Here is a 25,493-nt window from a genome sequence, read left to right as displayed (position 1 = left end):
TGCAAAAGGGTCTTTGGGGGAAAGTCATGCCCGATGGACATGTGGATCTCGACGCCGAGCACATCGGCGATCTCGACGAGTATGAGGGTGCGCTGGCCGGCCTGTCCCGCCGGGAATTCCTGACCTACTGCACGGGCGTGGCCGCCACGCTGGGCCTGTCCCCCGCCTTCGGCGTGAAGATCGCCAACGCCGCCGTGGCGGCGCCGCGTCCGACGGTGATCTGGCTGTCGGGCCAGGCCTGCACCGGCTGCACCGAATCGCTGCTGCGCACCCACCACCCGTCGCTCGAGACGCTGATCCTCGACACCATCTCGCTCGACTACAACGAGACGCTGATGACCGGTTCCGGCCACCAGGCCGAGAACTGGAAACAGCAGGCGATGAAGGACAATTGGGGCAAGTACCTGATGGTCACCGACGGCTCCATCCCGACGAAGGACGGGGGCGTCTACTGCAAGGTCGCCAGCAAGACCTACAAGGATGCCGTGCTGGAGTGCGCCAAGGGCGCCGCCGCGGTCATCTCCATGGGCTCCTGCTCCTCCTGGGGCGGCTGGCCGTCGACCGGTGTAAACCCCACGGGGGCCGTCGGCCTGAACGAGATCATCAAGGACAAGCCGGTCGTCTCCGTCCCCGGCTGCCCGCCGAACCCCTACAATTTCCTCTCGCTGGTCCTGCATTTCGTCGCCTTCGGCAAGCTGCCGGAGTTGGACGACAAGATGCGCCCGAAGTTCGCCTACGGCCGGCTGATCCACGAGAACTGCGAGCGCCGCCCGCATTTCGACGCCGGGCGCTTCGCCATGGAGTTCGGCGACTACGGCCACCGCCAGGGCTACTGTCTCTACAAGCTCGGCTGCAAGGGGCCGGAGACCTACGCGAACTGTCCGTCCGTCGGCTTCAACGACGTCGGCCAGGGCACCTGGCCGGTCGGCACCGGCCATCCCTGCTTCGGCTGCACCGAGAAGGGCGTCGGCTTCACCAAGGGCATCCATGAGCTGGCCTCGCTGAAGTCGGTGGCGCCGCCGAACAGCTACCCGGCGGTCGCCGTGGACAAGGGCGAGGGCATGTCCGCCGGCGCCGCGGCGGTGGTCGCCGGCATCGCCGGCGCGGCGGTCGGCGCCGGCGCCGTCATCTCCAGCCGGCTCGGCAAGCAGGACGCGAAGACCGAATCCTCCTCCACCGCCGCCGAGTGAGGTGACGCCATGTCGAAAAACATGATGTCAAAGAACATGATGTCGAAGAACGAGACATCGGTCTCACGGCGCGGCTTCCTGCGGAACGCGGTCAAGGGCAGCGCGGCCGCCGCCGCCGCGGCCTGCACCACCATGGTCGCCGCCCCACCGGAGGCCAACGCGCTGGTCCGCCCGCCCAAGCCGCTGCCGCCCGACGCGGTCGGCCTGCTCTACGACAGCACGCTGTGCATCGGCTGCAAGGCCTGCGTGACCGCCTGCAAGGAGGTCAACCACATGCCGCCCGACGTCGGCCCGGCCCAGCAGGGCTGGAACGCCGGGGGCGGCGACAAGCCGATCTACGACAGCCCGGTGGAGCTGTCGGCCAGGACGCTGAACGTCATCAAGGCCTACAGCCACGGCACCGGCGCCACCAAGGACGCGGCGGAGAACGGCTTCGCCTTCATCAAGCGGCAGTGCCTGCACTGCGCCGATCCGTCCTGCGTGTCGGTCTGCCCGGTGTCGGCGATGACCAAGGACACCAGGACCGGCATCGTCAACCACGACCCGAGCGCCTGCATCGGCTGCCGCTACTGCGTGCTGTCCTGCCCGTTCGGCGTGCCGAAGTACGACTACAACGACGCCTTCGGCGAGATCAAAAAGTGCCAGCTCTGCAAGCAGCAGCTCGCCAAGAACGAGCTTCCGGGCTGCGCGGACGTCTGCCCCACCGGGGCGACGCTGTTCGGCCGTACGGAGGACCTCAAGGCGGAGGCCAAGCGCCGCACCGCGCTGAAGGTGGGCGAACACGCGCACTTCCCGCGCGGCGACATCGCCGGCAAGGTCGGCGGCCCGCGCGACGGCCATGAGAAGCTGGTGGAAGCGGCCTATCAGCCGCACATCTACGGCGAGAAGGAGCTGGGCGGCACCCAGTGCCTCGCGGTGTCCGCCGTACCGTTCGACAAGCTGAACCTGCCCACCAATGTGCCGGAGAACGGCTATCCGACCCTGTCGGAAGGCATCCAGCACACGCTCTACGCGGGCATGATCGCCCCCGCCACGGTGTTCGCCGGTCTCGCCTATCTGGCGCACCGCAACACCAAGAACCACACCGACGAGTGAGGGGGCCACGCCATGTCTTCGCAAGCTCATGAGCATCAACCGCTCGGTGGCCGGGTCCTCACCCTTCCCTTCCTGATCTGCGCCGCGCTGGTCGCCGTCGCCGGCGTCATCCTGTTCCAGCGCTACACGCAGGGTCTGGCCGCCGCGTCGAACCTGAACGACGGCTATCCCTGGGGCATCTGGGTCGCCATCGACGTGGTGATCGGTTCGGCCTTCGGCTGCGCCGGCTATGTCATCGCGCTGCTCTGCTACATCCTGAACCGCGGCGAGTACCACCCGCTGGTCCGCCCGGCGGTGCTGGCCAGCCTGTTCGGCTACGGCCTCGCCGGTCTGGCGGTGCTGGTTGATCTCGGCCGCTACTGGAACTTCTACCACATGATGCTACCGTGGTACGCGCAGCCGAACTCGGTAATGCTGGAGGTCGGCCTGTGCGTGGCGACCTACACGCTGGTGCTGGTGGTGGAGTTCGCCCCCGCCTTCCTGGAGCGCTTCGGCATCGAGGGGCTGCGCGCCAAGCTGAACAAGGTGCTGTGGGTCTTCATCGCGCTGGGCGTGCTGCTGCCGACGATGCACCAGTCGTCGCTCGGCACCATGATGGTCATCGTCGGGCACAAGCTGTCGCCGCTGTGGCAGTCGCAAATGCTGCCGGTCTTCTTCCTGCTGACCGCCATCCTGATGGGCTTCGCCATCGTGGTGTGGGAGTCGGTGATGGCCTCGCTGAACTTCCGCCGCCCGATGGAAACGCCGGTGCTGTCGAAGCTGGCGGGGCTGATGCTGGTCGTCGCCTCGCTGTTCGTCGTGCTGCGCTTCGTCGACCTGATCGTGCGCGGCCAGATCGGCCAGATCTTCGGCGGTCCGCAGTCCGGCTGGTTCGTGGTGGAGATGGTCCTGATGATCTCCGGCCTCGCGCTGCTGATCCCCAAGGCCAACCGCAACCGGTCGCGGGCGCTGTTCCTGTCGGCCTCGCTTCTGCTGGCGGCGGGCATCCTCTACCGCCTGAACGTCTATCTCATCGGCTTCACGCCGGCGGTCGGCCCTTGGCACTACTTCCCCTCGGTCAAGGAAATCATGGTCACCGTCGGCGTCTTCGCGCTGGAGATCGCGCTGTATCTCCTCTTCGTGAAGAAGCTGCCCGTCATGCACGCCGTCCATCCCGAGCACGGCTGAGTTTAGGAGAGTTTCATTATGGCTCAGCGAGTTGTTGTTGATCCGGTCACCCGCATCGAGGGTCACCTGCGGGTCGATTGCGAAGTGGACGGCGGCAAGGTCACCAAGGCCTGGGCGTCGGGCCAGATGTGGCGCGGCATCGAGCTGATCCTTCAGGGCAAGGACCCGCGCGACGCCTGGGTCTTCGCCCAGCGCATCTGCGGCGTCTGCACCACCGTGCACGCCATCACCTCCGTCCGCGCGGTGGAAAACGCGCTGAAGCTGGAGGTGCCGCTCAACGCCCAATACATCCGCAACATGATCCAGGGCGCCCACAACGTCCACGATCACATCGTCCACTTCTATCACCTGTCCGCGCTCGACTTCGTGGACATCGTCTCGGCGCTGAAGGCCGACCCGGCGGCGACCGCCAAGCTGGCCCAGTCAATCTCCGGCTGGCCGCGGAACAGCACACAGGAGTTCGCCACCGCCCAGAAGAAGCTGCAGGCCTTCATCAACTCCGGCCAGCTCGGCATCTTCGGCTCGGGCTACTGGGGCCATCCGGCGATGAAGCTGACGCCGGAAGCCAACCTGATGGCGGCGGCGCACTATCTCCAGGCGCTCGACTACCAGCGGCGCATGAACAAGGTCGTGGCGATCCTCGGCTCCAAGACCCCGCACATCCAGAACATGGCGGTGGGCGGCGTCACCAACCCGATCAACATGGACAGCCAGTCCACGCTGACGCTCGAAAAGCTGATGTACATCAAGCAGCTGATCGACGAGGTGGGCGATTTCATCACCCAGGTCTACATCCCCGACGTGGCGGCCATCGGCGCCTTCTACGCTGACTGGACGCAGTATGGCCGCGGCGTGGTGAACTATCTGTCCATCCCGGACATGCCGCTGGACACCAAGGGCACCGTCTTCGCCCTGCCTGCCGGCTACATCGACGGCGGCGACCTCGCCAAGTTCACCCCGATCAAGGACTTCCACGACCCCTATTTCGAGAAGGGCGTGAAGGAGAGCGTGAAGCATTCCTGGTATCAGGGCGGCAAGGGTCCCCTGCACCCCTACGACGGCGAGACGATCCCGAACTTCACGGACTGGCAGGACGACGGCAAGTACAGCTGGATCAAGTCGCCGACCTTCTACGACAAGCGCGCCCAGGTCGGCCCGCTGGCCAACGTGCTGGGCATGTACGCCTCGGGCCACCAGCGCACGCAGTTCTGGGTCAACGCGGTGCTCGACGCGGTGTCGGGCCATCTCGGCAGCAAGGTGGGCGTCGACGCGCTGCACTCCACCATCGGGCGCCACGCCGCCCGCGCGGTGCGCTGCGTGGTCCTGCACGAGGAGTTGCAGAACCAGTGGACGCTGCTGATGGAGAACATCGCGAAGGGCGACACCAAGACCTTCAACAAGCCGGTGTTCCCGAAGGGCGAGATCCGCGGCTTCGGCTTCCACGAGGCGCCGCGCGGCATGCTCTCGCACTGGGTCGTGATCGAAAACGGCAAGATCAAGAACTATCAGGCGGTCGTGCCAACCACCTGGAACGCCGGCCCGCGCGACGAGGACGGGAACATCTCGGCCTACGAGGCGGCATTGCTCGACAACCCGGTGGCGGTCGCCGACCAGCCGCTGGAGATCATCCGCACCCTGCACAGCTTCGACCCGTGCCTGGCCTGCGCCGTGCACCTGACCGACACGGAAACCAAGTCGCACTATCAGGTGAAGGTCGTTTGATCCAAGCCTTCTGATCGGCCGAAAGCCCCTCTTCCCCGCGGAGGAGGGGCTTTTCGCATCAGCCATGCAGGTCGATTGATCCAGTTCACGGCGCCCGGCGCCGGTCCCGCTTCATCCTTCTGTTTCAAAATCTACGAACGGAGCGCGCGTCCCATGCCCATGCCCATCCTCGTCCTCGGCCTCGGCAACATCCTTCTGATGGACGAAGGGGTGGGCGTGCGCGCCATGGAGGCGTTCGACGCCGCCTGGAGCGTGCCCGACCATGTCAGCGTGGTGGACGGCGGCACCTGCGGCATGGACATGCTGGACCTGATCGCCAGCCACAAGCATCTGATCGCGGTGGACGCGGTGAAGACCGGTGCGCCGCCGGCCAGCCTGACCGTGCTGCGCGGCGACGAGGTGCCGGCCTATTTCAAGGGCAAGCTGTCGCCCCACCAGCTCGGCCTCAGCGACCTGCTGGCCTCGCTGCGTCTGCAGGACGAGGCGCCGGAGAGCGTGACCGTGGTCGGCTGCGTGCCGATGGCGCTGGGCACCGGCCTGATTATGTCGCCGGAGATCGAGGCGGTGATCCCGCGGATGGTGACGATGATCGTCGAGGAACTGGCCCGCCTCGGGGTCACCGCCACGCCCAGACCCTGAGCGTGGCGGTCTCCGCTTCTCAGCGGTCGGCGCGGATCGGGCCGAACTCCACCGGGACCCAGGCGTAGCCCTTGCCTTCGGTGCGGACATGGCCGATGCCGGGGAAGGGCAAATGGGCGCCGGCCACCCACAGCTTCTGCGCCGCAGCGTCGGCGAAGATCTTCTTGCGGGAGGCGATGGCCTGCTCCTTGTCGGCGTCGAACTCGATGACGACCTCTGGGCGGGCGAACTGCACGGAGTGGCTGTGCACGACGTCGCCCCACATCAGGATGCTGCGCTCCCCGAACGTGAAGAGATAGCCGCTGTGCCCCGGCGTGTGGCCGTAGGCCGCCACCGACTCCACGCCGGGAACGAGGCTGTCGCCGGGCTGGTACGGCTTCAGCTTGCCCGCCGCGGCGTAAGGGGCCACCGCGGCGCGGGCCATGGCGAAGAAGGGCTGGCTGTCCGCCGGGGCCTTGGCCGCCACCTCCTCGCTCAGCCAGAAGTCGGCGTCGGCCTTGGCGACATGGACCGTGGCGTTGGGGAACAGCATGGCGCCGTCCGGACGCAGCAGGCCGTTGGCGTGGTCTGGGTGCAGGTGGGTCAGCAGAACCGTGTCGACCTGTTCCGGGTTGTAGCCGGCGGCGCGAAGGTTGTCGGCGATGAAGCCCAGCGCCGGGCCGAAGGCCTTGGCCGTCCCGGTGTCCACCAGGACGAGGTTCGTGCCGGTGTGCACCAGATAGGCGTTCACCGCCGTCTGTACGCCCGGCGTGTCGGCCAGGAACATCCGGGCGAGCAGGCTTTGGATGTCGTCGGCGCTGGCGCCGCTGAGGATCTTGCGGTCGAGGTCGATGAAGCCGTCATACAGCGCAGTGACCTCGAAGTCTCCGATGGCCATGCGGTAGAAGCCCGGCGCCTGGGTCCGCTGCTGGCCCGGCACCTCGGCCAGGGCCGGCGCCGCAGAGGCCAGGACGGCACCGGCAGGAAGAGCGACGGCCAGGGCGAGCAGGGCGTTGCGCAGGGTGGCGAAGGTCGGCGGTGTCATCGGCGTGGTTCCCCTTCAGGACGGTCGGCGCCCAGCATGGCCGTCCTGGACGCGCCGGGGAAGCGTCCCGGGAGGAATGCGCCAAGCAACTGGATTCGCTTCGGATTTTCGTCGCCGGGACAAACGCGGAAGCGGCTCGGCGAGGCGACCCGCCGAGCCTGGACGCCGAATCGGGCCGCTCAGCGGTCGCTGCGGATCGGGCCGAACCCAATGGGAACCCAGGCGTAGCCGTCCCCTTCGGCGCGGACATGGCCAATGCCGGGGAAGGGCAGATGCGCACCGCCGCCCCACAGCTTCTGCGCCGCCGCCTCGGCCAGCCGCCGCCGGCGCGAGGCGATGGTCTCCTCCTTGTCGACGTCGAACTCGATGACGACCTCCGGACGAACGGAAAGGCGTGGCTGTGCACGGTGTCGCCCCACAGCCGGATGCTCTGCCCCTTCGAGCGGAACAGAGAGCCGCTGTGTCCCGGCGTGTGGCCGTAGGCCGCCGACTCCACGCCCGGCACGAGGCTGTCGCCGGGCTGGCAGGGCTTTGCGCAGGCTGGCGAAGGTCGGCGGCATCATCGGCGACACACGACCCCTGACTGGTCACTGACTAAGAAGGGCAGCTTTAAATATTCGGTTCGTGGCCAGGAAAAACGCCAGAAACGAACAGATTTTTGCGGGACTTTCGAGAAACCGCACAAAAAAAGCCCGGCGAACCGTCTCGCCGGGCCTTCCTTTGGATCGGGCTTCTTGCCACCCGCCCCTTCCGTCCTTCAGGCGATCAGCCCAGGGCGAGCAGCGCCACGCCGGCCAGACCGACCACGGCACCCGTGCCGCGCAGCGCCAGGGCGCCCTTGCGGTCCTCCACCAGACGGCGCAGCGACAGGGCGGCGCCGATGCCGGCACCGTGCAGCAGCGCGGTGGATAGGGCGAAGCCCAGGCCGTAGAGCAGCGGCTCCGCCGCCTCCGGCATCTCGGCGCCGTGGGCGTGACCGTGGAACACGGCGAACAGGGCGACCACACCGGCGGAGGCGAGCAGCGGCAGGCGGGACTGCAGGGCGATCAGGGCGCCCAGGGCGACCACGGACAGGACGATGCCAAGTTCGACCTGCGGCAGGTCGATGCCGGCCAGACCCAGCAGGCCGCCGCCGATCATCGCGCCGACGAAGGCCGTCGGCAGCGCCCACAGGGCATTGCCGCCGCGCTGCGCGGCCCACAGGCCAACGGCGACCATCGCCAGCAGGTGATCCCAACCACCGATCGGGTGCAGGAACCCATGGACGAGCCCGGCGTCGTGGGCGCCGAAGGTGTGGGCGAGCGCCGCGTTGGGCAGCGCGGCCAGAGCCGCCGCCGCGGTGGCCGACGCGAGAGCGAAACGTTTCATCCGTGAAAACCCCTGCTGTATCGTTGAGCGGCGCACGACCGACCCCTACCCCATCGCGCGCGAAGCGGTCGCCACTTTAGCAGAACCGTTCCGATTGGAAATGGCGGAGCGCTAGGAAATTACGCCGGACCGCATGTTTGACGCACATCAATGTGCGGATTCAACCCCCGGTCAAGATGCCGCAGTTACACCGATCGAGTCAGGACGACTGGCTTCCCCGTGCGAGGATGCGCGCATGTGTCTCGGCATTCCGATGCAGATCCTGGAGACCGACGGCTTCACCGCGCGTTGCGCCGGCCGGGGGGAGGAGCGGCGCGTCAACGTCATGCTGATCGAGGAGGTTCCGGAAGGCGGCTGGGTCCTGGTCCATCTCGACCGCGCCGTCCGCCCGTTGGAGGTCGAGGAGGTGGAACCGCTGAACCGCGCGCTGGACGCCATCCTGCTGGCCGCGAAGGGGGAGAATGTGGACCACCTGTTCGCCGATCTCATGGGAAAGGTGGACGTGTGACCGCCGGCGGCCCCGAGGCGGGCTTCGCCGTCGACGCGCGTCCCGCCTGCGGGTCCTGCGGCGCGGTCTACGACCCGGTGGCGGGCGATCCGGGGCGGGAGGTGCCGCCGGGAACGCCCTTCGGCGGCCTGCCGGACTATTGGCGCTGTCCGGGTTGCGGCGGCCCGCAGCATGGCTTCACCGTCGCGGCTTCGCCGGGCGCCAGTCCTATGGATGCGCGTGTTGCCGCTCTGACCGCCAGCTACCGCCTGATCGCGGAACGCGACATGGCCGGCATTCCCATCTGCAACGCCGCCCTGTCGGTGGAGGCGTTGGGGTTCAGCCCCTATGGGCCGGGCTGGATCGGCTGCGTCATCGCCCCCTGGTTCCTGAACGCCGTGCTGATCCCGCGCGATCCCGCCTTGTGGGCGGACCGGCGCGACGGCGACAAGGTGGAGATCGCCCTGCCCTCCGGCGCCTACCGCTTCACCGCGGCGCGGGTGGGCGTTCTGGGAACGCTGACGGTGATCCCGCTCGCCTCGGCCATGAACGTGTTCGCCGATCAACAGGATGCCCGCGCCGCCGCCGTTCTGGCGCTCGGCCATCTGATGCGGGCGCCGCAACCGGCGTCGCAGTCCGGTCAGCCGGCCCCGAGCGACGCGGATGCGGCGAAGCCCGCCCTGTCCCGCCGTTCCCTGTTCGGGGGCGGGCGCCGATGAGCGGGACGGGCGCCGGGCCGGAAGGCAGCGTGTCGGTGCGACTGGAAACCGCACAGGGGCGGGTGCGCGCCGCGTCGGTGCAGGTCCGCCGTCCCGCGGCCGCCCGGGCGCTGTGCGGACGCACGCCCGAGGAGGCGATGCGCCTCGTGCCGCTGCTGTTCAGCCTGTGTGGAACCGCCCAGTCGTTGGCCGCGCTTGAGGCTCTCGAGGATGCGCTCGGCCTTGACACCCGCCCCCACGACGCCGCCCGCGCCCTGCTGGCCGACGCGGAAGCCGCGACGAACCACGCGTGGCAAGTCCTGATGGACTGGCCGGCACGGCTGGGCGAGGCGCCGCAACCCAAGGCACTGGTGGGCCTGCGCGCCGCGGCGGCGGCGATCCATCCCGCGCTCTACCCGGCCCGCGACGGGCTGCGGCCCGGCGGCGGCTCGCTGCGGCCCGACCGCACCGCCCTGGCCACCGCCATCGCGATCCTGCGCGACGGGCTGGAACGCGCCGTGTTCGCCACCCCTGCCCCCGTCGACGTGGCGGGGCTGGAGCGCTGGGCCAGCACGGGGGGGACGTCCGCGGCCCGGCTGATGCATCGCCTCCTGGCGCCGGACATGGCGGGCTTCGGCGCCTGCGGCGTGTCGGCGCTGGCTCCGCATCCGGCAGAATGGTTCGGGGAGCAACTGTCCGCCGACGCGGCATTTTCCGGGCTTCCCCGGCAGGACGGCGCCCCGGCCCACACCGGCCCGCTGGCCCGCCAGGCCGCGCATCCGCTGGTCGCCGCTCTGCTGGCCCGGCACGGCTCGGGCCTCGCCGCTCATGGCGCCGCCCGGCTCGTGGAGCTGGCGGGACTGGCGGAGCGCTTGGCATCCCGGGCGGACCGCCTCACCGACGCCGAGCCGGCTCCAGGCACCGGCACCGCGCGGCACGGCGCGGGAAGCGGTGTCGTCGAAACGGCCCGCGGGCGCCTCGCCCACTGGCTGCGGCTTGAGGATGGTCGCATCGCGGATTACCGAATCGTGGCGCCGACCGAGTGGAACTTCGCTGCGGATGGTCCGCTGGCCCAGGGCTTGGCCGGTGTCGAGGCCGACGGCGCTCTGGCCGAGCGCACGGCCTTGCTGGTGGCGGCGCTCGATCCCTGTGTTGCCTGCGTCGTCACGATTCAGGACGAGGATTGACCGATGCACGAGTTGGCGCTCAGCCAAGGCATCATCGACGTGGTCCGCGATCAGGCCGCGGTCCAGGGCTTCACGAAGGTGAAAACGGTGCGGCTGGTCATCGGCACCCTGTCCCATGTCGAACCGGAGGCCATCGCCTTCGGCTTCGACGCGGTCAGCCGCGGCACCATCGCGGAGGGCGCCGTCCTGGACATCGAGCGCCCGCCGGGTCAGGCCTTCTGCCTGTCCTGCGAGAAGCCGGTCCCGCTGCCCGAGCGGTCGGACCCCTGCCCGGAATGCGGCGGCCACCAGCTCATGGTGACCGGCGGCGAGGAAATGCGCGTCAAGGAACTGGAGGTGGAGTGATGTGCACGGTCTGCGGTTGCGCCGAAGGCGAAACGAAAATCGAAGCCGGCCACGCGCACGGCCACCATCACCATCATGGTCATGACCATCATCATCACGACCATAGCCACGAGCATGTCGGCCCGGACGGCAAGGTCTACCGGCACACGCACGATCACGATCATGCCCACGATGATGAGCACGACCACGGCATCATCGACCTCGGGCGCGGCCCGGCGGGGACGGAGGTGCCGGGCCTGTCGCAGACCCGGCTGGTCGCCATCGAACAGGACATCCTTGCCAAGAACGACAGCTTCGCCGCGGTGAACCGCCAGTTGTTCGCGGCGAAGGGCGTGTTCGTGCTGAACCTGATGTCCAGCCCCGGTTCGGGCAAGACGACCCTGCTGACCCGCACGCTGACCGACCTGAAGGGGCGCTTCGCGATGGCGGTGATCGAGGGCGACCAGCAGACCTCCTTCGATGCCGACCGCATCCGCGCCACCGGCACGCCGGCCATCCAGGTCAACACCGGCAAGGGTTGCCATCTCGACGCCCAGATGGTCACCCAGGCGGTGGGCCGCCTGCCGGTGGAGACGGGCAGCGTCCTGTTCATCGAGAATGTCGGCAACCTCGTCTGCCCGGCCGGCTTCGATCTCGGCGAGGCGCACAAGGTCGTCGTGCTCTCGGTGACGGAAGGGGAGGACAAGCCCCTGAAATACCCGGCGATGTTCGCCGGCGCCGACCTGCTCCTGGTCAACAAGGTCGATCTGTTGCCGCACCTGACCTTCGACGTGGCGCGCATGATCGCCTACGCCCGCCAGTTGAAGCCCGGTCTGCGCGTGATCGAGGTTTCCGCGACCGCCGGCCAGGGGTTGGAGGCGTGGTACGGCTGGATCGAGGAAGGGCTTGCGAAGGCGGCGGCGGGACGCGGCGCATGAGCCCAGCCGACTTCCTCCTGATGGCCGGGGCCTGCCTGTATTTCATGGCCACGCCCGGCCCCGGCATCTTCGCCGTGGTCGCCCGCTCCCTGGCCCTGGGCTGGCGGCGCAATCTGGGCTTTCTCGGCGGGATGGTGGTGGGCGACCTCGTGCTGCTGGCGCTCGCCCTCGGCGGGCTGGCCGCCGTCGCCCACGCCTTCGAGGGCCTGTTCACCCTGCTGCGCTTCGCCGCCGCCGGCTATCTGATCTGGCTGGGCATCCGCACCTGGCGCGCGCCCGTCGTCCTCAGCGGAGACCTGCCGGCGGCCGAGGGCGCCCAGTTGCGGGGCTTCGCCAGCGGTCTGGCCCTGACCCTCTCCAACCCGAAGACCATCCTGTTCTACATGGCCTTCCTCCCGGCCTTCGTGGACCTGACCCGCGTCTCCGCCACCGACGCCGTGCTGATGGCTGGCATCGTGGTGGGTGTGTTGAGCGCCGTCCTGCTGACCTACGCCATGGCGGCGTCGCGTGCCCGTCACCTGTTCCGCAGCGAACGGGCCATGAAGGCGCTGAACCAGGGCGCCGGCACGTTGATGATCGGCGCGGGCGTGGCGGTCGCCGCGCGGTGATCCGGCTTCGCCTCCGCGTCCGCGGGCAGGTGCAGGGGGTCGGCTTCCGGCCTTTTCTGCACGGCTTGGCGCACCGTTTCGCCCTGACCGGCTGGGTGCTGAACGACGGGGACGGCGTGCTGGCGGAGTTGCAGGGCGATGGCCTGGAGCGCCTCCTGGCCGTGCTGACGGAAGAAGCTCCGCCGCTGTCGCGGATCGACGCCATCGAAACGGAAGACTGCCCCATCCGCCCCGACGAGGCGGGCTTCACCATTCTGGCTTCGCGGCGCGGCGCGGTGACCACCGGGGTCGCCCCCGACTCCGCCGTCTGCCCGGCCTGTCTGGCCGAACTGTTCGATCCGAAGGACCGGCGCTACCGCTATCCCTTCCTGAACTGCACCCATTGCGGCCCGCGCTTCACCATCACGCGCGCCCTGCCCTACGACCGGCCGCAGACCGCCATGGCGGGCTTTACCCTCTGCCCGGACTGCGCCGCCGAATACGCCGACCCCGCCGACCGCCGCTTCCACGCCCAACCGACCGCTTGCCCGGCCTGCGGCCCGCGCCTGTCCCACTCCATCGAAGAGGTGCTGGCCGCGCTACGCGGCGGCAAGATCGTCGCGATCAAGGGGCTGGGCGGCTTCCACCTCGCCTGCGACGCGTTCGACGCGGCGGCGGTGGAGCGGCTGCGCGCGCGCAAGCAACGCAACGGCAAGCCTTTCGCCCTGATGGTCGCCAACGTCGCCTCCGCGGAACGGTTCGTGGAGGTGGGGGCGGCGGAGCGGGCGTTGCTGGAGGGGACGGCACGGCCGGTGGTGCTGTTGCGGCGGCGTGAATCCCCTCCCCTGCGAAGCGGGGGAGGGTTAGGGAGGGGGCAAGCGTCTCCCTCCCGGACACTTCCCGACGCCATCGCCCCCGGTCTCGCCTGGCTGGGCGTCATGCTGCCCTACACGCCGATCCATCATCTGCTGTTCCACGAGGCCGCCGAGCGGCCGGACGGCACGGAGTGGCTGGAGCGGCCGCAGGACCTCGCCCTGGTCATGACCTCCGCCAACCCCGGCGGCGAGCCGCTCGCCATCGGCAACGACGAGGCGCGGCGACGGCTGGACGGCATCGCCGACCTGATCGTCGACCACGACCGCGACATCCTGATCCGCGCCGACGACAGCGTGATGCGGGTGGTGGCGGGCGCCCCCGCTTTTCTACGGCGGGGGCGCGGCCATGTGCCGGTGTTCATCCGCCTGCCGCGCCCCGGACCGCCGGTGCTGGCGGTGGGCGGGCATCTGAAGGCCACCGTCTGCCTGACCCGTGGGAACGAAGCCTTCCTCAGTCAGCACATCGGCGACCTCGACAACGCCGCGACGCTGGAGTTTCTGGAGGAGAGCGTCGCCCATCTGCGCCGCATCCTGGCGGTGGAGCCGGTGGCCGTCGCCCATGACCTTCACCCCGACTTTCAAGGCACGCGCTTCGCCGAATCGCTCGGCCTCCCGACACGGCCGGTGCAGCATCACCACGCCCACATCGCGGCGGCCCTGGCCGAACACGGCGTGGACGGCCCGGCGCTCGGACTGGCGCTGGACGGGTTCGGGCTGGGGTCGGACGGCGGGTCCTGGGGTGGGGAGATGCTGCTGGTGGAGGGCGCCGGCTTCACCCGCCTCGGCCATCTGGCGCCGCTGGCCCAGCCGGGCGGCGACGTGGCGGCGCGCCAGCCCTGGCGCATGGGAGCGGCGGCGCTGGCCCGCATGGGGCGCGGCGCGGAGATCGCCGGGCGCTTCGCCGCCTGCGGCCCGGCCGACGGCGTGCGGCGGATGATCGAAGCCGGCGTCAATACGCCGCCCACCACTTCCTGCGGGCGCTGGTTCGACGCCGCCTGCGGTCTGCTGGGGGTTCGCGCCGTCGCCGGCTTCGAGGGCGAGGCGCCGATGGCCCTGGAATCGCTGGTTCGCCGCCCCACGGTGCTGAAGGGTGGCTGGCGGATCGACGGCGGCGTTCTGGACCTCACCCCCCTGCTGGAGAATTTGTTGCAGATCAATGCGCAGGAGGGGGCCGACCGGTTCCATGGCACCCTGGCCGCGGCGCTGGTCGATTGGGCCATGCCGGAATTGGCGGCGCACGGCCTCGACCGCATCGCCCTGTCCGGCGGCTGCCTGATGAACGCCGTTCTGGCGGAGGGGTTGACCGCCGGCTTCGCGGCGCGCGGCGTCACCGCGCTGCTGCCACGCCGGGCACCGGTCAACGACGGCGGGCTCAGCCTGGGACAGGCCTGGGTCGCCATGCAGAGTTTGCTTCAGGAAGGACCACTCCGATGTGCCTCGCCGTCCCCGCCCGCGTGATCGAGCTTCTGGCGGACGACCGCGCCACCGTCAGCCTGGGCGGGGTGAAGGTCGCCTGCTCCCTGGCGCTGGTCGAGGGGGTGGAGGTGGGCGACTATGTGATCGTCCATGTCGGCTACGCCCTGTCCAAGCTCGACCCGGAGGAGGCGGAGCGCACGCTGGCCCTGCTCGCCGAAACCGGCACCCTCCCCGCCTCCGACGCCGCCTGAATTCCGGACCCCGCCATGACCGACCGCCGCCTCTTCACCCGCAAGCTCGACCTCGCCCGCGGCACCGTGGACATGAGCCACGGATCGGGCGGCAAGGCCATGGCCCAGCTGGTGCGGGAGCTGTTCGCCGCGGCCTTCGCCAACCCGCTGCTCGACCAGGACAACGACCAGGCGGCCTTCGACCCTCCCGCCGGGCGCATGGTGGTGACGACCGATGGCTTCGTCGTCTCGCCCCTGTTCTTTCCCGGCGGCGACATCGGCTCGCTGGCCGTGCACGGCACGGTCAACGACGTCGCCATGGCCGGCGCGGTGCCGCTCTATCTGACCGCCGGCTTCATCCTGGAGGAAGGCTTCCCGCTGGCCGACCTGAAGCGGCTGGTGGACAGCATGGCAGGCGCCGCGCGTGAGGCCGGCGTGTCCATCGTGACCGGCGACACCAAGGTGGTGGAGCGCGGCAAGGGCGACGGCGTCTTCATCACCACCACCGGCATCGGCGTGGTGCCCCCCGGCGTCGCCCCGTCCGGCGACCGGGCGCGGCCCGGCGACGCGATCCTGGTCAGCGGCACCATGGGCGACCACGGCGTCGCCATCATGTCCACCCGCGAGAATTTGAGCTTCGAGACGGACATCCGGTCGGACAGCGCCGCGCTGCACGGGCTGGTGGCCGGCATGGTCGCGGCGGTGCCGGACGTCCATGTCCTGCGCGACCCGACCCGCGGCGGTCTGGCGACGACGCTGAACGAGATCGCTCACCAGTCGGGAGTCGGCATGCTGCTGCGCGAGGCCGACATTCCGCTGAAGGCGGAGGTCGCGGCGGCCTGCGAACTCCTGGGGCTCGACCCGCTCTACGTCGCCAACGAGGGCAAGCTGATCGCCATCTGCGCGGCGGAGGACGCCGAGCGCCTGCTGGCGGCCATGCGCGCCCATCCCCTGGGTGCCGAGTCCGCGGTCGTCGGCAAGGTGGTCGAGGACACCCACCGTTTCGTTCAGATGGAGACCCGCTTCGGCGGCAAGCGCATCGTCGACTGGCTGTCCGGCGAGCAGCTTCCCCGTATCTGCTGAGCCCCCGCTTCCGCCGAAAGAGGCACCCCGCCGGCTCCACACCCACCACCCGGCGTACCGCGATGGAACTGCGGCGGATCGGCCCGGCCGGGGGACCCCGGACGCGCCCCGCGCGTTGCCTCCCTCGGAAGGCGGTCGTGTTTCCGCCAGCCGAATTGTGAGTACGGGGGATCGATGGGTATTCCGCAGTCCATCCAGTTGGGTGCCGCACCGCTGGAGCCGGCGACGCTCGCCGGCACGGCGTCCGCCGCGGAACTGGTCGCGCGCTTGCCGGCCACGGCACCGCTGCACCGCAACCGGGTGAAACGGGCCTTCGACCTCGTGGGGGCGGTCGGGTTGATCCTGTTCTTCGGGCCGCTGATGCTGATCGTCGGGCTTCTCATCACGCTGGACGGTGGCCCCGCGGTGTTCGGCCATCGGCGCATCGGGACGGAGGGGCGGGACTTCACCTGCTGGAAGTTCCGCTCCATGGTGGTCAACGCGCCGGAGGTCTTCGAGAAGCTGATCGAGTCCGACGCCGAGGCCCGCGCGGAATGGGAGGCCACGCGCAAGCTGCGCAACGATCCCCGCATCACCTGGATCGGCCGATTCCTGCGCCGCACCAGCCTGGACGAGCTGCCGCAGCTCTTCAATGTTCTGACCGGCGATATGAGTCTGGTCGGCCCGCGCCCCATCGTGCAGGAGGAGGTGGCGCGCTATCACGTCTGCTTCCCCTTCTACACCCGCTGCCGCCCCGGACTGACCGGGCTGTGGCAGGTCAGCGGCCGCAACGACGTGGACTATGGGCGGCGCGTCCAGCTCGACACCGCCTATCTGCTGGGCTGGAGCCTGTGGGGCGACATCCGCATCCTGCTGCGCACGGTCGGCGTGATGCTCAGCGGAAAAGGTGCCTATTAAGGCGTAGAATCCCCGCGCCGCCGCCCTTCCCCGCCCGGAGGGTGGCAGCGCGGGCGGCGGAGACACATATCCTATCCCGGGCAAGGCGGCGGGTCCCGCGGCACCAGGGGGCAGGATTTGAGATTGCCCGGTCAACGTGCTAGGTTGCGGTTGGACGACCGGTGGGACCGGCCGGAAGGCCATGTTCCACCGTACAAAAGCACATGTGGACCGGCCTTGGGCGTCCGGCAGGCGAAACCCCTGGTACAATAAGGCTTGCAGTCGCGTTGATGGCTTTGATTCCGCCGGCCGGGCCGGCCTGTCGAGAGGGGCGCAGGATGGCGAAACTGCTGGCGGCGCTGTTGCTGCTGATGGTGGCGATGGGACCCGCCTGCGCGGTGGCGCCCGCCTCCCGCGCGGACACCAGCATAGCGCTGGACCATTACCGGCAGGAATTCGCGAAGGCCAAGGGCACCTCCACCCTCCCCTCCCCGGCAGACCGCAATTACCTTCTCTTCTCCGACGTCCTGCGCCGCGTGCTGGCCGAACATGTGAAGCCGGGCACGCCTCAGGTCCTGGTCGAGAAGGCCGTCGCTGGCCTTCAGAAGAAGAAGAAGGAGGAGCCGGGGGCCACCGACCGGGTGCTGACCGAGGCGGCTCTGGACGCGATGCTGACCTCCCTCGACCCTTACTCGGCTTTCCTCGACTCCGAGCATTTCCGCTACATGCGGGAGCAGACCCAGGGCGAGTTCGGCGGGCTGGGCATCGAGGTGACGATGGACGAGGACAGCGGCCTGATCCGTGTCGTATCCCCCATCGACGGTTCTCCCGCCGCCCGCGCCGGCCTGCGCACCGGCGACCTGATCGCCCGGATCGACGAGGCCCAGGTCAAGGGCATGAACTTGCGCGATGCGGTGGCGCGGATGCGCGGTCCGGTCGGCACCTCCGTTGCCCTGACCATGCGCCGCAACGGCGGGACCAACGGAAACGGCGGCCCCGACGCGCCGTTCCGCGTGTCGCTGACCCGCGCCATCGTGAAGATCCAGCCTGTCCGCTACCGGCTGGAGGGTGACGTCGCCTACATCCGCATCGCGGCCTTCAACCAGCAGACCTCGCACGCGCTGGACGACGCGGTGGAGGAGATGCGCCGGCAGGCCCATGGCCGGCTGGCCGGGGCGGTGCTGGACCTGCGCAACAACCCCGGCGGCCTGCTCGATCAGGCGGTGAACGTCGCCGACCGCTTCCTGGAGGCGGTGGACATCGTGTCGGTGCGCGGACGCGATCCGGACGAGAACCGCCGCTACACCGGCACGCCGGGCGACCTGCTGGCCGGGCTGCCCATCGTCCTGCTGGTCAACAGCGGATCGGCCTCGGCGTCGGAGATCGTCGCAGGCGCCCTACAGGACCACAGCCGGGCGCTTCTGTTCGGCACGCGCAGCTATGGCAAGGGGTCGGTGCAGACCATCTCGTCGCTGTCCGGCGACATCGGCATCCGCCTGACCACCGCGCGTTACTTCCGCCCGTCCGGCGGGCTGGTCGACTGCTTCGGCGTGTCGCCGAACCTGGAGATCAAGCCGGCCAACGACAACAGCGAGGAAACGCATCCCGATCCGGCGACCTGCGACCCGCACGCCACGCCGCCGCCGCCGCCGCGCGCCTGGAGGATCGAGGATCTGTGCCCGGACGTGGCCGCCGCCCCGTCGAAGCCGGACGCCGACCGCCCGCTGGACTGCGCCGTCGCCGCCATCCGCACCCGCCTGATGGGCACGCTGATCGGGCGGCCTTGAGCCGCTCCCTCAACGAGGCCTAACAAAAAGAGCCCGCCACAAAAAAGCCCGCCGCTCCAATGGAACGGCGGGCTTTCTCTTTGTGCCCCACGACCGCCCGGACCCTAAGGACGGATCCAGACGGTGTGGAATGGTGCTGCTTCCGCGACCGGGTGTGCGGGGATGGGTCCGCCCCGCCCCCTCACACCCGGTTGTTCGACGTCAGACCACTTCGACGCGCTGCGCTTCCGGACCCTTGACGCCCTGGCGGACGGTGACCCGCACCTGCTCGCCGTCGGCGAGCACGTCCAGGCCCGAACGCTCCAGAGCGCGGATGTGGACGAAGATGTCCTTGCCGCCGGTCGACGGGGCGATGAAGCCGAAGCCCTTGGACACGTTGAACCACTTCACGGTGCCGTCGACCGTCTCCTCGGCGCCGCCGCCGTAGCTGCTGCCACCGCCGTAGCCGCCGCCGTAGCTGTCGCCGCGCGGAGCGCGCGCCGCCGGGCGCGGGGACTCGCTGGCGGTCGAGGTGTCGACGTCGTGGATGGTGGCGACCTGCGGGCCCTTCGGGCCGCGGGACAGATCACAGGTGATGGTGGCACCCTCGGGCAGGCTGTCGTGTCCGCAGAACTGCAGAACCGTGGAATGCAGGAAGGCATCCGGCGAGCCGTCTTCGGGCGTGACGAAGCCGAAGCCCTTGGTCGCGTTGAACCACTTGACGGTGGCGCGGATGTTGCGCTGGGTGATCTCGGGAGCGCGGAAGCTGTTGCGCTGCGGACGGTCGAACATACGTGGTCTCATCTGTCGTGATAGGCCATGCCCCAACCGGCGGAACATGGCCCCCCGAAGATGATCCGTTCCGCCGCGCTTTTCAATTGAGATCGCGCGCGCCGGAAAGAAAGATTCGGCAAAAACCCGGCCAAGGGCCGCCCGGCGGTGTCCGGGCGACCAAAAATATCGCAATTGCTGCGAGAATCGGCGGATTGCCGGTCAAGACCGGTCCCTCAAGACCGCCCCATCAAGACCGGGCCGTCAGGCCGCCCCGCAGCACTTCTTGTACTTCTTGCCGCTGCCGCAAGGGCAGGGATCGTTCCGGCCGACCTTGGGACCGCTGCGCGGGCGGGCGCCCAAGGTGCCGTCCACATAGTACCAGCGGCCGTCCCGCTTGGTGAAACGGCTGGTCTCGTGATGCTTCTGCGGCTTGCCGTTCATGGTGAAGTGGGCGACGAACTCGACCACGCCGTCCTCGTCCTGCGCCCCGCCGGCCTCGGTGGCGCGGACCTCGAGGCCGGTCCACTGGCTGTTGGCGGCCCAGGTCTCGATCTCCTTGCGGTCGAAGTCCTCGCGGGTCTCCGGGAGCAGCGTCTCCTGCAGATAGTCGATCTTCCCGCAGGCGAAGGCCGAGTAGCGCGACCGCATCAGCGCTTCGGCGGTCGGTGCCGACGCGGTGCCGTCCAGATAGGGGCCGCAGCAGGCGTCCAGGGGTTTGCCGGAACGGCAGGGGCATTCGGTGGTGGCGGTGGTGGTCATGACTTCCGGCCTCTCGATTTGAGGGCGCCATGCATAGCGCAGCCGGCGGCCTCCGCCAAGCGTCACCGCCGCCACATGGTGGCCACCGCAAATTCGCCTGAACCGGATCGGCATTCGCGCTAATCTGTACAAAACGCGGCCGGCCGGCCCGGAGCGATGGAACCGGCGATGACAAGAAGCGGACCCGACCTTCCCACGCGGCGCATCGCCGCGGATACCGTGCTGATCCGCCAGGGCGAGGCCGGGGACTGCGCCTGGCTGATCCAGTCGGGCGAGTTGGATGTTCTGCTGGACGGTCCGGACGGCCCGCTCCGCCTGGGCACCGTCGGCGCCAACGCCATCGTCGGGGAGATGGCGCTGCTGGACGACGGGCTGCGCAGCGCCACGGTGCGCGCCCTGACGCCCGTCGACGCGGTTGAGCTGTCGCGCGAGACCTTCCGCGCGCTGCGCGGCCGCTGCCCGCCGCTGGCCTCCTACCTGCTGGAAAGCCTCGTCGCCGCGATCCGCCGCAGCTATGGCCTGTCCCAGCCCGAACGGCAGGAGGGGGGCGCCGGCATCCGCTCCTCCGATTCCTTCGCCACCGTGGCGGACCGCCGCATGTTCCGCCGCGGCCACAGCTTCTTCCGCCAGGGAGACCCCGGAACGGCGGCCTATCTGATCCAGTCCGGCTCGGTCGGCGTGCAGCGCGACGGGGCCGACCTCGGCGTGCTCGGCCCGGGGCGCATCTTCGGGGAGTTGGCTCTCCTTGCCAACCGCCCCCGCGCCGCCACCATCGTTGCGCTGGAAGCCACGGTCTGCGAAATCATCCGCAAGGACCAGTTCGCCAAAGCCATCGAGACGATGCCGCCCATCCTGCGCTCGCTGACGCGCATCTACATCGAACAGCTGTCCGGCGGACGGCTCCTGCCCCACCACGCCGAACCCGCAAGAACCGACTCTCCATGACGTCCAAGACCACCACCAAAGCCGTCCGCGTCAAAGTCCCCCGTCCGCAACCCGACCTGTCCTTCGAAACCGCGCTGGGCCAGGGGCGGCTGGTCTGCGGTATCGACGAGGTGGGGCGCGGCCCGCTCGCCGGCCCGGTGGTCACCGCCGCCGTTGTGCTGCCGGCGGGCGGCCTGCCCGACGCGCTGGCCCGCGCCATCAACGACAGCAAGGCGCTGAGCCTGCGCGCCCGCGAGGCGCTGGAGCCGGAGATCCGCGCCCACGCCCTGGCCGTCGCACTGGCCGAGGCGTCCGCGGCGGAGATCGATCAGTTCAACATCCACAAGGCCACGCTGCTGGCCATGAAGCGCGCCTACGAGGCGCTGCCCGGTGAGCCGCCCGCCGTCGCTCTGATCGACGGGAAGTTCAAGCCCGACCTGTCCTGCCTGATGGAAGCCATCGTCAAGGGCGACGGGCGCAGCCAGTCGATCGCCGCGGCCTCCATTGTCGCCAAGGTGGCGCGCGACCGCGAGATGATGCGGCTGGCGGAGCTTCACCCGCAGTATGGCTGGGACCGCAACGCCGGTTACCCGACGCCGGAGCATCTGGAGGCGCTGCGCCGCCACGGCGTCACGCCCCACCACCGAGTCACTTTTGCACCAGTCCGCGCCCAAATCGAACGGGCCGGCTGAACGCCGCGATTCCGGCGCAAGAAATCAGTTGACGGCGACTCGGCGGCGAATCATTGTCCCAACGACTGATTCGCTGTTTTGGTTTCGTCAATGCTCCCCCTGAACAAAATTCTCGTGGGCGATTGCATCGCCCTCATGAATGAAATGCCGGCTGAATCGGTGGACCTTGTCTTTGCCGATCCGCCTTATAACCTCCAGCTGGGGGGCGAACTCTTGCGTCCGAACCATTCCCGTGTCGACGGAGTGGAAGAGGACTGGGACAAGTTCGAGGATTTCGAGACCTACGACCGCTTCACGCGGGACTGGCTCGCCGCGGCCCGCCGCATCCTGAAACCCGAGGGATCGTTGTGGGTGATCGGCAGCTACCACAACATCTTCCGTGTCGGCGCCACGCTGCAGAATCTGGGCTTCTGGATTCTGAACGACATCGTGTGGCGCAAGACCAACCCGATGCCGAACTTCCGCGGCACGCGCTTTGCCAACGCGCATGAGACCATGATCTGGGCCTCGCGCGAAAAGGACGCCCGCTACCGCTTCAACTACGACGCCATGAAGGCGCTGAACGACGACCTGCAGATGCGCAGCGACTGGCTGCTGCCGATCTGCAACGGCGCGGAGCGCCTGCGCGACGAGGACGGCCGCAAGGCCCACCCGACGCAGAAGCCGGAATCGCTTCTCTACCGCGTCATCCTGTCCTCCTCCCGCCCCGGCGACACGGTGCTGGACCCCTTCTTCGGCACCGGCACCACGGGTGCGGTGGCGAAGCGGCTGGGCCGCAACTGGATCGGGCTGGAGCGCGACCCGACCTACGCCAAGGCGGCCACCGCCCGCATCGAGGCCGTGGAGGAAGCGCCCGACGCCGCCGTCCTGGACACGCCGCCGAAGCGGTCCGCCCCGCGCATTCCCTTCGGCTGGGTGGTGGAGCGCGGCCTGCTGCGCCCGGGCACGTCGCTGTTCGACCTGCGCCGCCGCGTGGTCGCCCGGGTGCGCGCCGACGGCACGCTGATCGGGGCCGGCCCGCGTGGCGAGCATCGCGGGTCCATCCATCAGGTGGGGGCCGCCATGGCCGGGCTGCCGGCCTGCAACGGCTGGACCTTCTGGCACTATGAGGATGGCGGCGACCTGCGCCCCATCGACGTGCTGCGCGAGCGCATCCGCTCCGAAGCCCCCGCCTGATTTTCGGCGCCCGACTTGAAGCGGGGCGGCCGTCCGTGCCGCCCCGTTCCCACAAGTTCGGTGTTGAAGCCCCTCATCGATCGCCGCCCGCATGCCTTGGCAGGACGGGGACGGCGTGATAGGCGTGTGCGCCATGAACAAGCTCTTCGCCACCGTCACCGCTCCGGCGCCCCGTTCGGCCCCGGCGGCGCTTTCCACCCGTTGCTTCGTGCGCGATCTGGTCATGGATGCGTTGATCGGCGTCTATGCCCACGAACGGATCAAGCCGCAGCGCATCCGCCTGAGCCTCGACCTGGACATCGCCGCCCCCGGCGTCACCGGCGAGGACATGGCGGCGGTGGTGAAGGGGCTGGTCAGCCAGGGGCACGTCACCCTGATCGAAACGCTGGCCGAGCGGATCGCCGAGCGCTGCCTGTCCGACGAACGGATCGCCAGCGTCAGGGTGCGGGTGGAGAAGCTCGACGTGTTCCCGGACGCCGCCAGCGTCGGCGTCGAGATCGAGCGCGCCCGGGCTTGACGTTCGGGGCGGGCCGTTAGGCTGATTCCATCCGCGCCACCGCGACATGGGCGGTCGTCGCGATGGCGGAACGCGGCGCCGGAAGAGCGGCGATTTCCTGGATGAGCTTTTGCCGAAGCGCTTCGACGAAACTGCCGCGGTCCATTGCCGTCTTCACGAAGCAATTCATGCCGCCCACGACGTTTTCCTGGTAGTACTCTTCCAGCCACGGAAACTCGTCGAGGATGGCCAGGGCGTTGATGGTGATCCCCTGCCGCTCGACCCGGTCGCGGACGCCCGCGGGGTCCGGGCCGCTGTTGGAAAAGCCGTTCGACACGATGTCGATGACCTTGCGCGCGGCGTCGAAGCCGTTGCCGGCGAACAGCTTCGCCGACTCCTCGATGGCGCTGCCCAGCGCCGTCGAATCACCCTGGAATCCGCGCGGCGCCTTGTCGATCCGGTCCGCGAAGGCGGCCACCTCCTCCGCGCTGGTCAGCGGAGTCCAGGGCACCAGGACGCGCAGGCTGTGCGGGCCGGAGAAGACCACCAGGGTCGCCGCAGCACCACCCGCGATCACCGCCTCGCTGACATCCGGATCGCGGAAGGCCGCGGCGTGGCCCTGCAACTGGAACTCCAGATCCCCATCGGTGATGGAGGCCGACCCGTCCACCGCCAGCACCAGTTCCAGGGCGACGCGACGCCCGGCGGGGGCCTTCTTCGCCTTGGACTCGGCCTGCAGGGGTGGCTCCGCCCGCAGGGGTCCGGCAAGCCACGCTCCGGCCAGGAAGGCCGGCAGGGCCAGGATCGTCCGCCGCCTCATAATGCTCCGTCCACCTTTCCTTATGCGTGGGCCAGCGCGTGGCGCACCACCTTCATCATGACGGAGGGAAGGGCCTGCCCACCCAGCCGATCCACCGGAACCCACAGCCCCTCGGCCGTCCGCCATCCATCGCCGGCCTTGGCCGCGACGACCTCAAGTTCGAGGTGAAAATGGCTGAAAGTATGGCGGACCACGCCCGGCAGGCGGCGCCAGGACAAATCCAGCGGGGCCGCCGCCGCGATCTCCGCATCGGTCGGCGCGTGGCCGGCCCAGGGGGTGGAGGGCACCTCGGTCATGCCGCCCAGCAGCCCATCCTCCGCCCGGCGACGCAGCAGCACGGCGCCCTCCGGGTTCAGCAGCCAGAAGGCGACGCCGCGCCGGGTCGGCTTGTCCGCCTTGGCGGCCTTGCGGGGAAGCTGCTCCTGGATGCCGGCGGCACGGGCGGCGCACCAGTCCGACCAGGGACAGAGCATGCATTTCGGCTTGCGCGGCGTGCAGACCGTTGCACCGAGATCCATCATCGCCTGGGCGTAGTCGCCGGGCCGCTCGTCCGGCGTCAGGATGGCGGCCAGCGCGCGCAGCTTGAGCTTCACGCCGGGAAGCGGCTCCTCCACCGCGAAGACCCGGGAGATCACCCGCTCCACGTTGCCGTCCACCACCGTCGCCTTGTGGCCGAAGGCGATGGCGGTGATCGCCGCCGCGGTGTAGGCGCCGATGCCCGGCAGTTCCAGCAGGGCCACCTCCTTGTCGGGAAAGCGCCCTCCCCGCTCCGCCGCCACCACCTGCGCGCATTTGTACAGGTTGCGCGCCCGCGCGTAGTAGCCGAGCCCGGCCCAGGCCACCAGCACGTCGTCCAGCGGGGCCGCCGCCAGATCGCGCACCGTCGGCCAGCGCTCGGTGAAGGCGCGGAAATAGGGCGCCGCGGCGGGCACCGTGGTCTGCTGCAGCATGATCTCCGACAGCCAGACCCGGTACGGGTCGGCGACCTCCCCCGGCTTGGCGCGCCAGGGCAGGTCGCGGCGGTTGTGATCGTACCAGGAGAGCAGCCGTCGGGCGGCGTCCCTGGGAGCGTCCGTAGGGGCGCTCTTGGGGGTGTTGTGGGGAGACGTCGTCATGGCGGCAAGACATAGGGCGAACCCGGACGCCGATAAAGGGCTGCCGATAAAGGGGCACCCGCGGG

General features: G+C 69.4%; 27 protein-coding genes. 20 read left to right on the top strand and 7 right to left on the bottom strand.

Features of this window, described 5'->3' with window-relative positions:
* The first annotated feature begins 26 nt into the window (after positions 1 to 26).
* From H0B54_RS17800 to H0B54_RS17780, 5 genes are all read left to right on the top strand, one after another.
* Positions 27 to 1,190: a hydrogenase small subunit gene (locus tag H0B54_RS17800; protein ID WP_188261427.1), complete on the top strand. Its 1,164-nt coding sequence runs from the start codon at positions 27 to 29 to the stop codon at positions 1,188 to 1,190.
* 9 nt (positions 1,191 to 1,199) lie between these two features.
* On the top strand, positions 1,200 to 2,285 hold the full coding sequence (gene hybA, locus H0B54_RS17795; protein WP_246472588.1) for a hydrogenase 2 operon protein HybA: 1,086 nt from the start codon (positions 1,200 to 1,202) through the stop codon (positions 2,283 to 2,285).
* A gap of 12 nt (positions 2,286 to 2,297) precedes the next feature.
* Entirely contained in the window at positions 2,298 to 3,452 is a 1,155-nt protein-coding gene (gene hybB, locus H0B54_RS17790) for a Ni/Fe-hydrogenase cytochrome b subunit (RefSeq protein WP_188261426.1), read from the top strand.
* An 18-nt stretch (positions 3,453 to 3,470) separates the two neighbouring features.
* A complete protein-coding gene (locus H0B54_RS17785) occupies positions 3,471 to 5,174 on the top strand; it encodes a nickel-dependent hydrogenase large subunit (RefSeq protein WP_188261425.1) in 1,704 nt (567 codons plus the stop codon).
* Positions 5,175 to 5,327: 153 nt separating this feature from the next.
* Complete coding sequence (locus H0B54_RS17780) at positions 5,328 to 5,813, top strand: HyaD/HybD family hydrogenase maturation endopeptidase (protein WP_246472587.1); 486 nt, start codon at positions 5,328 to 5,330, stop codon at positions 5,811 to 5,813.
* A gap of 19 nt (positions 5,814 to 5,832) precedes the next feature.
* On the opposite strand, the gene H0B54_RS17775 is transcribed toward H0B54_RS17780, so the two are convergent.
* The 3 genes from H0B54_RS17775 to H0B54_RS17765 form a co-directional block, all read right to left on the bottom strand.
* Entirely contained in the window at positions 5,833 to 6,837 is a 1,005-nt protein-coding gene (locus H0B54_RS17775; RefSeq protein ID WP_188261424.1) for an MBL fold metallo-hydrolase, read from the bottom strand.
* Positions 6,838 to 7,016: 179 nt separating this feature from the next.
* Positions 7,017 to 7,256, bottom strand: a complete 240-nt coding sequence (locus tag H0B54_RS17770; RefSeq protein WP_246472586.1) for a hypothetical protein — start codon at positions 7,254 to 7,256, stop codon at positions 7,017 to 7,019.
* A gap of 346 nt (positions 7,257 to 7,602) precedes the next feature.
* Entirely contained in the window at positions 7,603 to 8,205 is a 603-nt protein-coding gene (locus tag H0B54_RS17765) for a HupE/UreJ family protein (RefSeq protein ID WP_188261423.1), read from the bottom strand.
* Between the two features lie 235 nt (positions 8,206 to 8,440).
* Here H0B54_RS17765 and H0B54_RS17760 point away from each other — a divergent pair, with 235 nt between their 5' ends.
* The 11 genes from H0B54_RS17760 to H0B54_RS17710 all read left to right on the top strand — a co-directional run bounded on the left by H0B54_RS17760 (position 8,441) and on the right by H0B54_RS17710 (position 18,693).
* Positions 8,441 to 8,713 (top strand): HypC/HybG/HupF family hydrogenase formation chaperone, encoded by a 273-nt coding sequence (locus H0B54_RS17760; protein WP_188261422.1) that lies wholly within the window; start codon positions 8,441 to 8,443, stop codon positions 8,711 to 8,713.
* Positions 8,710 to 9,411, top strand: coding sequence for a [NiFe]-hydrogenase assembly chaperone HybE (hybE, locus tag H0B54_RS29880; protein WP_188261421.1), 702 nt, complete (start codon positions 8,710 to 8,712; stop codon positions 9,409 to 9,411). The genes H0B54_RS17760 and hybE overlap by 4 nt, the downstream gene beginning before the upstream one ends.
* Entirely contained in the window at positions 9,408 to 10,577 is a 1,170-nt protein-coding gene (locus tag H0B54_RS17750; protein WP_188261420.1) for a nickel-dependent hydrogenase large subunit, read from the top strand. The genes hybE and H0B54_RS17750 overlap by 4 nt, the downstream gene beginning before the upstream one ends.
* A gap of 3 nt (positions 10,578 to 10,580) precedes the next feature.
* On the top strand, positions 10,581 to 10,922 hold the full coding sequence (gene hypA, locus H0B54_RS17745) for a hydrogenase maturation nickel metallochaperone HypA (protein WP_188261419.1): 342 nt from the start codon (positions 10,581 to 10,583) through the stop codon (positions 10,920 to 10,922).
* Positions 10,922 to 11,839 (top strand): hydrogenase nickel incorporation protein HypB, encoded by a 918-nt coding sequence (hypB, locus tag H0B54_RS17740; RefSeq protein ID WP_188261418.1) that lies wholly within the window; start codon positions 10,922 to 10,924, stop codon positions 11,837 to 11,839. The genes hypA and hypB overlap by 1 nt, the downstream gene beginning before the upstream one ends.
* On the top strand, positions 11,836 to 12,447 hold the full coding sequence (locus H0B54_RS17735) for a LysE family translocator (RefSeq protein WP_188261417.1): 612 nt from the start codon (positions 11,836 to 11,838) through the stop codon (positions 12,445 to 12,447). The genes hypB and H0B54_RS17735 overlap by 4 nt, the downstream gene beginning before the upstream one ends.
* On the top strand, positions 12,444 to 14,759 hold the full coding sequence (gene hypF / locus H0B54_RS17730; RefSeq protein WP_188261416.1) for a carbamoyltransferase HypF: 2,316 nt from the start codon (positions 12,444 to 12,446) through the stop codon (positions 14,757 to 14,759). Before H0B54_RS17735 ends, hypF begins: the two co-directional genes overlap by 4 nt.
* Positions 14,732 to 14,968, top strand: coding sequence for a HypC/HybG/HupF family hydrogenase formation chaperone (locus H0B54_RS17725; protein ID WP_188261415.1), 237 nt, complete (start codon positions 14,732 to 14,734; stop codon positions 14,966 to 14,968). Before hypF ends, H0B54_RS17725 begins: the two co-directional genes overlap by 28 nt.
* 15 nt (positions 14,969 to 14,983) lie before the next feature.
* Entirely contained in the window at positions 14,984 to 16,030 is a 1,047-nt protein-coding gene (hypE, locus tag H0B54_RS17720) for a hydrogenase expression/formation protein HypE (RefSeq protein WP_188261414.1), read from the top strand.
* A 174-nt stretch (positions 16,031 to 16,204) separates the two neighbouring features.
* Positions 16,205 to 16,927, top strand: coding sequence for a sugar transferase (locus tag H0B54_RS17715; RefSeq protein WP_246472585.1), 723 nt, complete (start codon positions 16,205 to 16,207; stop codon positions 16,925 to 16,927).
* A 317-nt stretch (positions 16,928 to 17,244) separates the two neighbouring features.
* Complete coding sequence (locus H0B54_RS17710; protein WP_188261413.1) at positions 17,245 to 18,693, top strand: S41 family peptidase; 1,449 nt, start codon at positions 17,245 to 17,247, stop codon at positions 18,691 to 18,693.
* A 201-nt stretch (positions 18,694 to 18,894) separates the two neighbouring features.
* Here the strand turns inward: H0B54_RS17710 and H0B54_RS17705 are convergent, their stop codons facing one another.
* Entirely contained in the window at positions 18,895 to 19,464 is a 570-nt protein-coding gene (locus H0B54_RS17705; protein WP_094304834.1) for a cold-shock protein, read from the bottom strand.
* 243 nt (positions 19,465 to 19,707) lie between these two features.
* Positions 19,708 to 20,205, bottom strand: a complete 498-nt coding sequence (locus H0B54_RS17700) for a YchJ family protein (protein WP_188261412.1) — start codon at positions 20,203 to 20,205, stop codon at positions 19,708 to 19,710.
* Positions 20,206 to 20,373: 168 nt separating this feature from the next.
* Here H0B54_RS17700 and H0B54_RS17695 point away from each other — a divergent pair, with 168 nt between their 5' ends.
* The 4 genes from H0B54_RS17695 (at position 20,374) to H0B54_RS17680 (ending at position 23,514) form a co-directional block, all read left to right on the top strand.
* Complete coding sequence (locus H0B54_RS17695) at positions 20,374 to 21,150, top strand: cyclic nucleotide-binding domain-containing protein (RefSeq protein WP_246472584.1); 777 nt, start codon at positions 20,374 to 20,376, stop codon at positions 21,148 to 21,150.
* Entirely contained in the window at positions 21,147 to 21,821 is a 675-nt protein-coding gene (locus tag H0B54_RS17690; RefSeq protein ID WP_188261410.1) for a ribonuclease HII, read from the top strand. Before H0B54_RS17695 ends, H0B54_RS17690 begins: the two co-directional genes overlap by 4 nt.
* A 90-nt stretch (positions 21,822 to 21,911) precedes the next feature.
* Positions 21,912 to 22,997 carry a site-specific DNA-methyltransferase gene (locus H0B54_RS17685; protein WP_094304838.1) on the top strand — a complete coding sequence of 362 codons (1,086 nt, stop codon included), beginning with the start codon at positions 21,912 to 21,914 and terminating at the stop codon, positions 22,995 to 22,997.
* A 133-nt stretch (positions 22,998 to 23,130) separates the two neighbouring features.
* Complete coding sequence (locus H0B54_RS17680) at positions 23,131 to 23,514, top strand: dihydroneopterin aldolase (RefSeq protein WP_246472583.1); 384 nt, start codon at positions 23,131 to 23,133, stop codon at positions 23,512 to 23,514.
* A 16-nt stretch (positions 23,515 to 23,530) separates the two neighbouring features.
* On the opposite strand, the gene H0B54_RS17675 is transcribed toward H0B54_RS17680, so the two are convergent.
* Together H0B54_RS17675 and mutY are read right to left on the bottom strand one after the other, a co-directional pair.
* Entirely contained in the window at positions 23,531 to 24,313 is a 783-nt protein-coding gene (locus tag H0B54_RS17675; protein WP_188261409.1) for a DUF1194 domain-containing protein, read from the bottom strand.
* Positions 24,314 to 24,333: 20 nt separating this feature from the next.
* Positions 24,334 to 25,428 carry an A/G-specific adenine glycosylase gene (gene mutY, locus H0B54_RS17670; RefSeq protein WP_188261408.1) on the bottom strand — a complete coding sequence of 365 codons (1,095 nt, stop codon included), beginning with the start codon at positions 25,426 to 25,428 and terminating at the stop codon, positions 24,334 to 24,336.
* Positions 25,429 to 25,493 lie beyond the last annotated feature (65 nt).

The organism is Azospirillum tabaci, from assembly GCF_014596085.1.
In the GTDB taxonomy this organism is placed as follows: Bacteria; Pseudomonadota; Alphaproteobacteria; order Azospirillales; family Azospirillaceae; genus Azospirillum; species Azospirillum tabaci.
This window is presented reverse-complemented; position numbering and strand designations above follow the sequence as displayed.